Source organism: Nocardia brasiliensis IFM 10847 (genome assembly GCF_000710915.1).
In the GTDB taxonomy this organism is placed as follows: Bacteria; Actinomycetota; Actinomycetes; order Mycobacteriales; family Mycobacteriaceae; genus Nocardia; species Nocardia brasiliensis_A.
On record NZ_BAUA01000059.1, the window covers coordinates 1 to 11,833 of the forward strand.

Genomic DNA, 11,833 nt, shown 5'->3' on the forward strand with positions numbered 1-11,833 from the left:
GGCCCCACAGCTCTGTTTGCTCTGTCTCGCTCAGCTCGGCCGCCACCGCGGTGGCGTTGACCCGATCCCAGACCGCGGCCATGTTGCGGTCGTACTGCTCGGCGAACGGATCAACGCCGAGACGCGCACCCGTCGGGCCGCGTTGCCCGACCGCAACGTCGATCGCGGCCATGTGCTCGAGGGCCCACATGTTTTCGGCGATGGCATCGAGCAACGGTGCCCGGCCAGGATCTTCGGCGCGCACCGGTGGGGCGTCGCTGATCTGCTCGCTCCACCGCTCACCGGACAAACCGCCCTCACGCGCCGCGGCAATCAACCTCGGGGGAATACCGGTCAGCGCGGCACGGACCTCGAGTTCGTTCTCCAGATCCTTCAGATCGCGCGAGCGCGAGCGCCAACTCTCGATCGCCGCCGCGCCGCGCCCGTGATCGGGCCGGTAGACCGGATAGCTGTGCTGCAGCCCCATCTGCCGACGAGTCCCGATCTCCTGGATGCGATCCAGTAATCGTGCACGCCACCCAGCAAGCTCAGCCCGCGGTAGAGATAGGTCGTCCTCGTTCATCTTTGATTCCCTTTCACAGCGGCTGCGATGGAACGCATTTCGGCACCTGGACGGCGCCGGGCCACGCGGCCGATGGGATCTCCCATTTGAAAATCGGCAGAATTCATAGGTCGACTCCTGCCTCTGGTACCTGTGGCAGGTCCGGCTCTGCCGGGACCCCGTCGCCAGCCAGATCGGAATCCGGGCCCGGCGGAAGTGCGGCGTCGATCATCGTCGTGGTGAAGGACCCCGCGGCTGTAGCGGCGGCACCGCTCGGGGCCGTAGCCAGCTCCTGCACCGTCTCGCAGACATCAGCCGCCAATGGTGCGGCAAGATCCATCCGGCCGAGCGCCCTCGTGGTCAGTGCAATGGGACCGTTCCAGCCAGCCGGATGCCGATACCCCAGGCGGGTGAGAACTCTTTCACTCAGCGGGTTCGGGTCGGCCGATGCGTCTGTGTGCCAGATCTGTATCCGGCCCGCACCGCTGACGTCGAGGAACGCTCTATCGACACCAAGCGCATCCATGATGCTGTCGACGTCGCCGCAACCCCAGCTGGCTGTGCCGTCGGTATGAAGCACTACGAAATCGGCAGGCGCACTCATCGGCTTGACCCGTCTCTTCGCAGGCGAGCACCATCGGAGATCGACGCACGTCCCGAGTTCACATCGGCTGGTGCAATGTCCTGCGCTGTTCCGGGGAGGTTGTCGAAGCGGCGGTTGGTGTTGTGCACGTCGCTGGCACGTTCGGTGGGGGTGAATACCATGCGGAACGGGATGCCGGGTTCGTTGGATTCGCCGGTCTTGAGCAGGAAGCATCCTGTGCCGGGCGGTGTTTCACGCCGGGTGGGGTCGAGGTCGTCGTCGCTGGGTGGGCGTGGTGCTGCCCAGGAGGTGACCAGGAGTTTCTCGGTTTCGGTGATGCCGATCGCGCCGCGGATGCGGTTGATCTCTTCGGGGCCGACCGGGCCGATCAGTTTCGCACGGGCGCGTTCGAAGAAGCCGAGCGCTTTCGCCTGTGCGGCAGGGGAATCGAACGCGGAGAGGTCTTTGACTGTGTGGGAGCACATGGTCAGCGCGACCGCTTCCTTCCGGTGTAGGCGGGTCAGCGCGTCGACTCTGTCGACCATGAATTCCCCGACTCCGAGGACGCGCCAGATCTCGTCCATGACGATCTCGAAGGCACGCGGCGGTGCTTGGCCGGCGTCGGCGAGGGCGTGGGCGGCGGCGACGGCGCCGAATCCGTCGCTCCAACACACCATCAGCACCGCGGCCAGGAGTTTGGTGTCGCCTTCGGGGATCCGCGAGACATCCATGCAGATCGCCGGGCTGTCCAGATCGAGGCGAGTGGTGGTCTGGCCGTTGAATATCGCGCCGAATGGCCCTTCCACCAGGGCCCGCAGGGAACGGCGCAGCGTTTTCGTGGCGGACCGGTAGGCACATTCGTCGTCTTCCTCGACGAACTCGCGCAGCCGGTCCCCGCCCTCGGAGATGACTTTGAGCAGGTCTGACAGGATCGGAGGCCGTGCGTGGCTGAGCCTGGTTGTGTCGCTGTAGAGTTCGCGCAACCCGGCCGCGATCAGGACTTCCTCGTAGTCGGCCACGCGCGCGCCGCGGACGAGTTCGATCAAACCCGCGACGATGTTGACCTGTCCGGCTTCCACGCGCGCGGCGATCTGACGACGCTGGTCGGGATCGCTGAGTTGGGTGAGGACGGCATCGAGGGCACCGACATCGAGCGGGTTGAGGATGCCGTGCCCGTAACCGACGTCGATGACCTGCCCGCCGAGCTCGAGCACCAGGTCGCGGTAGTCGGGTTTGGTATCACCCAGGCACAATGTCGTCCGTCCTGCGGCGACCGCACCGGTGACCATGCGCCGGATCAGGCTGGATTTACCGAACCCGTTGAGCGCCAAAACGAAGCAGAGCGGTGCGGTGAGGAACCCTTTGAGAAACCACGACATGGGGTCGAAATGCACTGGGCCGCCGGTGATGTAGTGGATCCCGACCGGTGTACCGACGGTGGGCGCGCTCGCGCCCACCGCCCACGGCCACAAGCCGGCGACTTGGACGGTGGTGCCGCGCCATTCCGGAGTCGCGGTGACGACCGAGGCGCGGCCGCCGCCGATCCCGCTGTATCCGCGATCGGACAACTCGGCCAGCGATCGGTCGAAGCCATCGCCCGAACTGTCCACGCGACGCGCCGCGGTGGACCGGCGGTGATCATCGGTCGATATCGCCATCCGTGCCCGCCATCCGCGGAGACCGGGAGTGGCGGCGGCCGCCTCGGTGGCGGTGCGCGCCCCGGGACTGAGCACCCGCACACCGGCAACCAGCTCGGTACGAGCAGGTCGGGAATTGGTGGACTGCTTGACTCTTCTCATGCCGACACCCGTTTGGAGACGCTGGTGTGTTCGGGCAGGATCAGCCCGATGCCGAGGCTGGCGGCGAAGGCGCTGTCCTGGCTGCCGTAGCAGCGGCGCACCCCTAGACGTGCCGCGGAGGCCATTGCTTTCATGGAGGCTTCGATTCCGGGCAGGTCACCGTCGAGGTGGTCGGTGACGGTGACCAGCGCACCGAATCGGGTGAGGCCGGCACCGCGAGCTTGTTCTTCCCGAGCGGCTTTGGTGTTGCCGACGCGGATGCCGGCCGAGGCCGAGGCGATGCCGCGTTCGGTCTGCTGGGCGGCGACCGCGTCGCGGAAATCGGAGTCCACTAGCGTGGATGCTTCGGCGGCCGAGTGCAACCGGTAGACCACGGCCACACGTTTGCGGGGAACGTCAGCGCGCGGGCGCAGCAGTTCCTCGAGGACGGTTTCCATCACCGCCCCACGTGGTGCGGCGTCCATCTCCCAGGTGATCGAGCGCGCTCCGTCGTGAACGTAATGGTCCCACCGGTTGTGGTGGGCGATCGGCCCCGCGCTCGCCCAGGATTGGGTGCTGGTGATGTCGGGGCCCGCGGCCTCGCAATCGCGTTGGGAAGCCAGGTCGTAGCGGGTGCGCACCAGCGCGAGGACTTCCCACGCTTGCAGTGGAGTCGCCGGTAGCCCGGCCCGCGCAAGCTGGGACAGCACCCCTTGCAGGCGCTGGCCGATTTCGCGGGCCTGTTCGGCCTCGTCGCGGCGGATACGTCCCTTACCGATCGCGCGGTAGGTGATCGCGACCCGGGCTTCGATGCGTACGCCGACCCCGCCGGTGTCGGCGGCGGCCTCGCGCATCACCGCTTTGGCGTAACGCGGGGCGCTCGGCCGGATGAGCCGGGTGACCTCGCGTGCCTGGCGCAGGCGGGTTTCGACGACGTTGTCCAGGACCGAGGTCACGGCCACGACTTCTCCGCCGCGTCCTTGCGCGGCGAGGAATTGCCCGTATCCCTCTATCCAGGAGTCGATTTGGGACTGATCCACCAGCTCCTTACCGCGCGGCACCACGCGCAGCACGACGGTGTAGTGGTCGGTGCGGCGGATGTGGATCATGGCGAACCGTTTCCCGCCCGCGGTCTCGTATTCCGACAGGCGCGAATCCGCCATCACCCCTGGCAGTTTGGCGACGCCCGGAATGCGGGAGAACCGTCCCGCCCGGTAGATGTGCTCGCCGCGGGCGCGGGCGGTGGCGAATTGCACTCGGAGCAGCACGATTTCCCATCCCGTCCGGCCATTGCGCACGACGGCCAGCGGCGTGAATACCAGTGCGGCGATCACGATCATCGCGGCGGCCGCGCTCAGCGACCGGGTGATCATGAACCCGACCATGATGGCGATGATCAGCCCGAGTCCGAGCATCGATACACCCCAGGTGAGCCCGAAAAAGCCTGCGCTGCGCGGGCGTTCCCAGCGGCCGTACATCCGTGGGGTCATCGCCGCACCTCCCCCGGGCCCAGCGAATCCGGGTCCAGCCCACCGCTCTCGGTCGCCTCCCGGATCTGGCTCTCGGCCGCGGAGACTGTCTGCTGCCCAGCGGCACTCACCGCGGCGCCGACCATCCCTGCCCCCGTTGCCCCGGTCGCGGCCGCCTCCCCAGCACCACCGGTCGCCGCCACACCTGAGGGCTTGGCTCCGCCGGGCGGATTCGCCGGTGTCGCACCGCCTCCGGACGGGGTGCCGCTACCTGGTCCTGGTCCACCGCCGACGGGCGGTGCGCCGCCACTGTCGCCGGAGTCACCGGACATCGACCGGCCTCGACCGTCGCCGCCCGGTGGCGGTGGTGACGGTGGTGCTGCTCCGGCCCCGGCTGCTCCCGGGGAGTGCTCGCCTTCGGCGACTTTGCGTCCTTCCGCGCCGCCGCCGCTGCCTACGCTCGCCATCGCAACCCCTGCGAGCCCGCCGGCCAGGGCCGCGCCGGCTCCGCCGCCTCCTCCTCCGAGCGTGGCGACTGCGGGGGTGATCAGGCGCATGAGTGCGGGGAGCACGACAACGGTCATCACCAGCAGAATCAGGCCGAGCAGGATCATTTGCGGATCCTGGGTGCGTCCGGCGACGGTGAAACTCATCGCGTACACCAGCGCGCCGACCGGTTTCCACAACAGGAAGGCCAGCGACCAGCTCAGCAGCCGTTTATAGCTTTGGGAGCCCGGACCAGTCCCCGACGCGGCGGCCGCGATGGGCAGGACCGCGACCACGAGAATCAGCAGCGCCTGGCGGATGACCATCATCGTCAGTTGCACCAGCATGCTGATGGTCCCGAGCAGAAACAGCACCAGATACCCGCCAGTTCCCAGGCTGCTGCCGTGTTTCAAATCGAAGCTCACCAGATTGGCGACCGCTCCATCGAGGTCGCCTCGGCTGGCGTCTTGGATCACCCAGGTCGAGAATTGTTCTCCGGCGCGGGTTCCCGCGGTGATCACCACGGCGAAGGTCATGCCCGCGAACACCGCGCGGCCCAGCATCAGAAACGACTCCTGTGCTTCCCCGGCCGTCCCCCCGCGTTTGGCCAGGGCCAACCGCGCAGCGGCGAACAGGAGCCCGCCGGTCAGGAGAAGGACTTGCAGTCCACTGGTGTAGTCCCTGATCGCAGCCAACACAGGTCCTGGACTCCCGTCGCTGTTCGTCAGTTGCGGTGAAGGTGAGTGGGTCCACCAGGTCATCACCATCCGCAACAACTTGGCCATGCCGTCGCCGAGCGTGTTGACCAGATCGTCGAAGGCCGAATTCGCCACGTCGGAGGCGGCGTTTCCGAGGTATTCGCAGGCTTGCTGTGGTCCGCCAGGTAGGTCACAGATGCCGGGAAGCTGGGTGTGGATCGGTGGGCCGGTATGCGCGAAGTTGTTCATGGCTGTCCTTGCCACGGCCCGAAGCCCTCATCCAGCGTCGGGGTAGGTGTTCCTGTGCCCCAGAGGGTTTCGATGTCCTCGGGTACGCGCACGCGCCAGTCCCCGTCGATCCAGGCCATGGGCCAGGTCGTGATCCGGTAGCCGCCGCCTGTCGTCCGGTTGGCGAGCTCCACGACGGCCAGGTCGTCGCGGTATCCGGGGCGAACACGCACGCCGTCCGGAACAACGACATATCGGGCCGCGGCGGGGGTGTTTTCGCGGGAGCGGGCGAACCGATTCACCAGTGCGGATCCGCCACCGTAGTAGCGCTGCGCTACGACCTGCTGCCAGATTCCCTCGGGCGCTGCCAGTGCTCGCCCGAGGGCGTCGAGTGCGGCCAGCGCCGCGCCTTGCGGGGTGTGGGCGAAATCCTGTGCGACACCATGGACTATCCGTGCCGGTCCGTCGCTACTGGAGACAGGCAACGCGGCTCCGCCCCATCCGCGCTGCCACTGCATGCGGGCCGGTGCCGCGCTGAGGTAGTCCGGGCGCGCTGGGTCGGGGCGCGTGCCGGGTTCTTGTTTGAGCGCGACCCCGGATTCCTCTGCGGGTACTTCCAGGCGAGTGCCGAACAGATCGGTCGTCGGTGGCCGGGTTACCGGCGGGCTCTGCGGCGGGTCGGGGAAGGTCCGCGAGGTCGGCATCGTGGTGGTGACCGGGTCTGCGGGCGTGTGCGCGGTGTCGTCGGCGCGGGTCAGGGTCCAGGCGAACGCCGCGACGACGAGGGCGGCGATGCTGGTGAGCAGGATGATCAGCAGGCGGAACGATTTCATCGAGGGTGCTCTCCTATCGCGGTGCGAGCGCGACCATCTCGGCCGGGGGTTCGGTCAGTGCGGTCACCGGGCTGGAGGTGGGGTTTGCGGGAAGCTGTAGGCGCCAGTCCTCGCCGTGCCAGATCACCTGGGTGTGGTTGGCGGTGACGGAGTTGTCGGGGTATAGGCTGTAGACCTCGACGTTGGCGGCATCAGGGCTGTAGTGGCTAATGATGTAGCCCAGGACTTTTGGTGGCCCGCTGGTGATGGGTGCGGTGATCGAGATCTGGGCGCGTGCGGTTGCCCAGGCATCACGGCCGGGACCGGCGGCGAGCATGCGTTGCCCGACCAGGGGCCATTGGTTGTCGGTGGCGATTGACATCCGGACCGTGGCGTGGATCGCGGCCAGGGCCGCACCTGCGGGCCGGCGATCGAATCCGGTGGCGACCGCGCCGTCGATCTGGTGCGGGCCCTCGCTGCCGAGGGGCAGCTCGACGCCTTGGAAGGTCGTCCATCTCAGCGCGGTCGGTGCGGCGGTGAGAACGGTCGTGGAGATCCCGTGGTCCGTGGAGTCAGCGGGGTCGGTGTTGCCGCATGCCAGCAGACCGGCCGCCGCGATAGGACCGGTGAGGGTCAGGATCGCCACTGCGACGAATCTGGTTGTGCGGGAAAGTTTCACGGGCGAGTTCTCCAGCGTTCGGTCAGGTCGGCAGGACGTGGATGGCGAGCGAGCTCGCAGATCCCACCAGCGCTGCGCCGGCGAGCGAGCCGATCAGTCCTTCGATCGATTCCTCGCGATACAGGCGGATCGCCAGTTGCCCGCCGGCCCAGATTGCCCGGGCGATACAGATCAGTAAGACGAACCAGGCGAGATAGCCCAGGAGCTCGACCAGAGGCGAAAGCACATGAGGGGGAAGCGGTTTGGCGGTCAAGAGACACCGCCGGTGAGCCGATGGGTCCGGTAGGCGACTTCCAGTGCTGCCAGGATCGGTTCGCTGGCGCGGTCGGGATGGACGTGCGGGAGCGAGTGCCCGGCGCCGGGGACGGTGTCGTACTCGGCCCAGATCTGTTCGGCCAGTTGGCGCGACCAGCGCGGCGCGACGACGGGATCGAGCTGCCCGGTCTGCACCCAGGTCGGGATGCCCCGAAGAGCGTCGATGGCCTCGGCGCTCAGAATGGCGCGCGGGTAGGCGGCCAGATCCGCCATCGTGGTCTCGATCGGCTCATGCAGTCGCTGAAAGGTCTCGGCCAGAGCAGATGTTCGCGGACATCTGCGGCTCCATCGGTCGCGCTGCGGTGCCATATAGAGGTAGCGGCCAAGCTGTTCGCACATCGTGTGGCGCCCGAGCCGCTGATGAGGTTCGGGTATCACTTCATTGGATGTTGCTGGCGCGTAAGGGAATTCCCTACATCCGTTGAACAGGACGATCCCAGCCAGGTCGCGTGCCCGGTGTGGGTCACGGCTGACCCATTCTTGTATCAGCAGGGAGGCCACCGAATGGGCTACCAGCACGATGGAGCCATGTACGTGGTCGAGAACGCGGTCGAGGTCCTCGACCAGCGTCCGCAGGCTCAAGCGTGTGCGCGATGTGACGGGGTCGGAGTGGCCGTGGCCGCGCTGGTCGTAGCGGATCTGGGCGATGCCGCCGTCGAGGTGGCGATGTAAGTGTGAGATCAACGGCAGCCAGTAGCCGGCATTGGTGAGCATGCCGTGGACGTAGACCACCGAGGCCGGTGCCGAGGCCGTGCCTGTGCGTATGGCTGAAAGCCGGAGCCCGTCGTACGCTGTGATCGCGAAAGCGTGGTCATCAAGGGTGGGGATCATGCGGGAACCTCGTGGCGAGGAGGCGGCGGGGACATCGTGTTGACCCGGTCGCGGAATATGTCTGTGCGTAGGTGGGGATGAATCCGGGAGGCGCGCATAGGGTTATCCGCCTCCAGTCACGACGGCGTTCATGATCGGCCCGGCGCTGGTGGCGACGATGCCGCCGAAGAGCGCGCCCAAAATGATCTTGGGTGATTCGACAGCGCCGCCGTGAAAGCGTTCCCAGCCGAATTTGCCGCCGCCGTAGATCACCGCCGCGATCCCGGCGAGCGAAACGAACCAGGCCAGGTAGTTCACGAGGTTGACGAACTTGTCCATTTCCGGCGGGTTGCGCGGTGTGATCGTGATGTCTGCGAGCAGGGTGAGCGCCTCACTGATCGTGTGCGCGGTACTCATGATTGATCCTCCGAATCCTGTTGTGTAGCAGCGTGGCTGGCTGCGAGGCGGCTGATGATGCGTGCGCCGGCTCGGTGCACGTCGAGTGGCACTGCTTCTGTGAGCCGGGTTTTGCGGCGCACGGGGGCGGGATCGAATGGGCTGTACCGGGCGAGTTCGGTGAGGTCGAGGACGACGAGTTCGTCGTGCCAGTCGATGGTGTAGACCTCCTCGGCCAGCTCCGCGACGACGCCGCGGTAGCGGCGCACCGCGGCCGGGACCGCGCCGGGCCGGGCCGGCGTCAGCACCAGCCCGATCACGGTGACTCCCGGCGGGGCGGATCCGGCGTGCCATTCGCGCAGGCGTTCCGCGGCGGCGGTGAGGCCGGGTATGCACAGCCTGGCGGCGATGAGCACGCGTTGGGTGGTGCGGGGTGAGCCGGGCCAGGCCGGGCCGGTGTCGGCCGCTGGAGCCCACCAGCGGGCCAAGGTCGAAGCACCCGCGCCGCCGTGCGCGCCGAGTACCGCGAACAGGGGAGGATGTTCGGCGGTCGTGGGCAGTGGAGTGTCGCGGACCGGCGCCATGCGTTCCGGAGCGGGTCCGACGATTGTGGCCGGATCCAGCCGACCTCGTGCCAGAGTGTGCCGGTGGATTTGCAGGGGCGCGGCGTTCATCGGTTCAGCCCCGCTTCTGGATGTTGATGATCACGGTGCCGTGCTCGCCGGCCCCGGCGTTGATCAGTTGCAGGTAGTCCATGCGTGAGCCGTCAAGGTGGCGTTCGGCCAGGTGCACCTCGGCGAGGTTGTCGGCGAGCGGGGTGATCGCGACGCAGTGCGTGGTGCCGGGAGGGATCGAGGCGATTCCCGCCGCGAGGCCCTCGAGGGTCAGTCCTGCCGTAGGCGCCACCAAGGCGAGTGCGGCCGCGGCGTCGCGTTGGACGTAGTAGGCGTGTTCGAACGCCGCGATCACTCCCGTGAGGCTGGCGGTGTCGCCGGCGTTGTCGGTGACCGTCGTCCCGGACAAGCCCGTGCACGCGTAGCCGATTGCTGCCGCTGCGGAGGTCGGCGGTGCGGCGGTTGCTGTGGGCTGAACGGTGGCCGTGCCCGGTTCTCCGGCATGGCTGCCGACCCAGATGCCAGCACCAGCGGTACTCAGCACGGCGGTGAGCGCGAGCCCTATCCACCAGTGCCGCAACCGGTTCGGCGATTCTGCCTCTGGAGCCGGTGGTTCGGCGTCGAGGTTGATCCACTGCCATTCCGAGCCGCCGGGGATGTCCTCGCCATCGGCGCGGGTGGGCGAGATCGGTTGTACGGCTGCGGGTTGTGTCGGTTGCAACCATCCCCAGCCGTGTTCGATCTGGGGGTCGTGTGGGGCATGGGTGCTGGGCATGGCGTTCGCCTCCTTCGCCGGTGGCGCGGATGTGAGATTGGGGCCCTCCGGGTGCAGTGCCGGGGAGAGAATCAGGCGACGGAAAGAAAGTGGGGTCGTCGTCTGATCCGGTGCACCCGGAGGGGTTTAACGACCACCACTGGTCGTCGCTGCTGCGGTGGTGGTGCTGGTCTGTGGTTGCGGGGTGGCGAGCGCTGGGGTGGCGCGCGCGAGGTCGTGGGCCAGGGCGGTGAACCATTCGGCGGTCGCGGTCAGCGGTGAACTGCCGGTCGGTGTGGCCGGTGTGCTCTGGTAGGAGCCGTGGCGGCCGGTGGTGGAGCTGTACTGGGCCGAACTGGCCACGCGGTAAAGCTCTCGCTGGTCGGTGACGGTGCTGCTAATTGCCTCGAACGCGGCATTGATCCAGCGGCTCGCGGTTTGTGGCGGCACGAGCTCGACGACAGCGTCGGCGACTTTCGCGCCAAGGGCCGCGACCGCGGCCCACGGGTTGGCCATGCCGACAACCGCGAGTTCGGCGATGGTTTGAGGGGTGATCACCTTCTGCGCAACCGAGATCACCGCGTTCAGCCCGATGGTGCCCAGTTTCATCAGCGCCGCCAGCGCGTCGTGCGGGCCTGGTGGTGTGGCGTTCGGCTGGGATGCTTCGGCCAGGCGCTGACCGAGCGGTTTGGCGGGTTCGTATGACAGCTGATCGAGACTGGTGCCGTGGATGTCTTCGTTGACCACATCGACCGCGGTGGTGAACGCTGTCGCCGACAATGCCTCGGCGATAGTGGAAATCGCCGCGATCGGGTCGCGCAGATCCGAGCGGGCCGCGATATTGGCCACCGTCGTCGCCAGCGCCCCACCGATGGGGGCGTCGCAGGTTGCGTCGCCTGGCACGCACAGATCGGCGATCCGGCCGGTCAGCGCCCCATAGCTCGACGGTGGTGCGGCGGTGATACCGGCACCGGTCAGTGCGGGGTTGTTCAGCGCGACGGTCGCTGTCTGCTGGCCCTCGGTACCGGGTGCGGGCGCGGGGCCGCCAGCTTGAGGTCGGCCGGGCAGGGCGGGTGTGTTCGCTGCGCGAGTGGGGTTCGCCAGCAGCGCGATTCCCGCGACCTGTTCAGGCGCGATCGGGGCGGAGCCGGTGCCGACGTGCTGGGCGAATCGCGACACTGCCGGTGCGCCTTGGCCGTAGCCAGCGGCGGCGAGTTTGGTTGCCGGACAGCGACGCACGAGTTCGGCGGCCGCGTTTTCGAGCCGTTGTTCTGCCGCGGTGACCGCGTCCTCGTAGGACAGGTCCGCGCCGTCGCCGTCGCGGCCGAAGGGGATGTAGGAGCGCTGTACCGAGTCCCCGGCCTTCGCCGCGAGGGGTGCGAACATTTGCCCCAGCGCGCCGCTGTCGCTGCTGAGTTGCGCATCCGGGCTCGTCTCATCACCACCCTGGACCCCGAACACGTAGAGGGCAGGGCACTTCGGGCCGATTGGCACGCTCGTATCCGGCGCTGCGGTGACCGCGCTCGTCCCGATGCCGGATACAGCGAACACCATCAACGCTGTCGCGATCACGCGCACACGTGTGGACGTGACGGTCGTGAGGTTCACGGTGTTGTGCATGGTTTTTCACCTCCTTGGAGGGGTTGGCGAGGGGGCCTGCCCACACCCTC

The 11,833-nt window shown here is 67.7% G+C and carries 13 protein-coding genes; all 13 read right to left on the reverse strand.

Annotated features, from left to right (window positions below; translation table 11 throughout):
- Positions 1 to 562: hypothetical protein (locus NBRGI_RS43680; protein WP_148310787.1), on the reverse strand; the 562-nt coding region annotated here is incomplete at its 3' end.
- Between the two features lie 103 nt (positions 563 to 665).
- Positions 666 to 1,145 carry a hypothetical protein gene (locus NBRGI_RS12160; protein WP_029895599.1) on the reverse strand — a complete coding sequence of 160 codons (480 nt, stop codon included), beginning with the start codon at positions 1,143 to 1,145 and terminating at the stop codon, positions 666 to 668.
- Positions 1,142 to 2,923 carry a hypothetical protein gene (locus NBRGI_RS12165; protein ID WP_148310788.1) on the reverse strand — a complete coding sequence of 594 codons (1,782 nt, stop codon included), beginning with the start codon at positions 2,921 to 2,923 and terminating at the stop codon, positions 1,142 to 1,144. The genes NBRGI_RS12160 and NBRGI_RS12165 overlap by 4 nt, the downstream gene beginning before the upstream one ends.
- Entirely contained in the window at positions 2,920 to 4,392 is a 1,473-nt protein-coding gene (locus tag NBRGI_RS12170) for an SCO6880 family protein (RefSeq protein ID WP_029895603.1), read from the reverse strand. The genes NBRGI_RS12165 and NBRGI_RS12170 overlap by 4 nt, the downstream gene beginning before the upstream one ends.
- Positions 4,389 to 5,804, reverse strand: a complete 1,416-nt coding sequence (locus NBRGI_RS12175) for a hypothetical protein (protein ID WP_029895605.1) — start codon at positions 5,802 to 5,804, stop codon at positions 4,389 to 4,391. The genes NBRGI_RS12170 and NBRGI_RS12175 overlap by 4 nt, the downstream gene beginning before the upstream one ends.
- Positions 5,801 to 6,616, reverse strand: a complete 816-nt coding sequence (locus tag NBRGI_RS45110) for a hypothetical protein (protein WP_051727683.1) — start codon at positions 6,614 to 6,616, stop codon at positions 5,801 to 5,803. Before NBRGI_RS45110 ends, NBRGI_RS12175 begins: the two co-directional genes overlap by 4 nt.
- A 13-nt stretch (positions 6,617 to 6,629) precedes the next feature.
- Positions 6,630 to 7,241 carry a hypothetical protein gene (locus tag NBRGI_RS43685; protein ID WP_235210926.1) on the reverse strand — a complete coding sequence of 204 codons (612 nt, stop codon included), beginning with the start codon at positions 7,239 to 7,241 and terminating at the stop codon, positions 6,630 to 6,632.
- A gap of 55 nt (positions 7,242 to 7,296) precedes the next feature.
- Entirely contained in the window at positions 7,297 to 7,527 is a 231-nt protein-coding gene (locus NBRGI_RS12190) for a hypothetical protein (protein ID WP_036558685.1), read from the reverse strand.
- Complete coding sequence (locus tag NBRGI_RS46335; protein WP_081878016.1) at positions 7,524 to 8,420, reverse strand: alpha/beta fold hydrolase; 897 nt, start codon at positions 8,418 to 8,420, stop codon at positions 7,524 to 7,526. Before NBRGI_RS46335 ends, NBRGI_RS12190 begins: the two co-directional genes overlap by 4 nt.
- 102 nt (positions 8,421 to 8,522) lie before the next feature.
- Complete coding sequence (locus NBRGI_RS12205) at positions 8,523 to 8,816, reverse strand: hypothetical protein (protein WP_029895615.1); 294 nt, start codon at positions 8,814 to 8,816, stop codon at positions 8,523 to 8,525.
- Entirely contained in the window at positions 8,813 to 9,469 is a 657-nt protein-coding gene (locus tag NBRGI_RS12210) for a hypothetical protein (RefSeq protein WP_148310789.1), read from the reverse strand. The genes NBRGI_RS12205 and NBRGI_RS12210 overlap by 4 nt, the downstream gene beginning before the upstream one ends.
- Positions 9,470 to 9,473: 4 nt before the next feature.
- Positions 9,474 to 10,184 carry a hypothetical protein gene (locus NBRGI_RS45115; RefSeq protein WP_148310790.1) on the reverse strand — a complete coding sequence of 237 codons (711 nt, stop codon included), beginning with the start codon at positions 10,182 to 10,184 and terminating at the stop codon, positions 9,474 to 9,476.
- A gap of 126 nt (positions 10,185 to 10,310) precedes the next feature.
- Positions 10,311 to 11,783 carry a cutinase family protein gene (locus NBRGI_RS12220; protein WP_051727686.1) on the reverse strand — a complete coding sequence of 491 codons (1,473 nt, stop codon included), beginning with the start codon at positions 11,781 to 11,783 and terminating at the stop codon, positions 10,311 to 10,313.
- Between the last annotated feature and the right edge of the window lie 50 nt (positions 11,784 to 11,833).

Excerpts from the sequence above, each read along its gene's own strand:
- NBRGI_RS12210 (WP_148310789.1), bottom strand. The coding sequence starts at position 9,469 with ATGAACGCCGCGCCCCTGCAAATCCACCGGCACACTCTGGCACGAGGT.
- NBRGI_RS12165 (WP_148310788.1), bottom strand. The coding sequence starts at position 2,923 with ATGAGAAGAGTCAAGCAGTCCACCAATTCCCGACCTGCTCGTACCGAG.
- NBRGI_RS12175 (WP_029895605.1), bottom strand. The coding sequence starts at position 5,804 with ATGAACAACTTCGCGCATACCGGCCCACCGATCCACACCCAGCTTCCC.
- NBRGI_RS46335 (WP_081878016.1), bottom strand. The coding sequence starts at position 8,420 with ATGATCCCCACCCTTGATGACCACGCTTTCGCGATCACAGCGTACGAC.
- NBRGI_RS12170 (WP_029895603.1), bottom strand. The coding sequence starts at position 4,392 with ATGACCCCACGGATGTACGGCCGCTGGGAACGCCCGCGCAGCGCAGGC.
- NBRGI_RS12220 (WP_051727686.1), bottom strand. The coding sequence starts at position 11,783 with ATGCACAACACCGTGAACCTCACGACCGTCACGTCCACACGTGTGCGC.
- NBRGI_RS45115 (WP_148310790.1), bottom strand. The coding sequence starts at position 10,184 with ATGCCCAGCACCCATGCCCCACACGACCCCCAGATCGAACACGGCTGG.
- NBRGI_RS45110 (WP_051727683.1), bottom strand. The coding sequence starts at position 6,616 with ATGAAATCGTTCCGCCTGCTGATCATCCTGCTCACCAGCATCGCCGCC.
- NBRGI_RS12205 (WP_029895615.1), bottom strand. The coding sequence starts at position 8,816 with ATGAGTACCGCGCACACGATCAGTGAGGCGCTCACCCTGCTCGCAGAC.
- NBRGI_RS12160 (WP_029895599.1), bottom strand. The coding sequence starts at position 1,145 with ATGAGTGCGCCTGCCGATTTCGTAGTGCTTCATACCGACGGCACAGCC.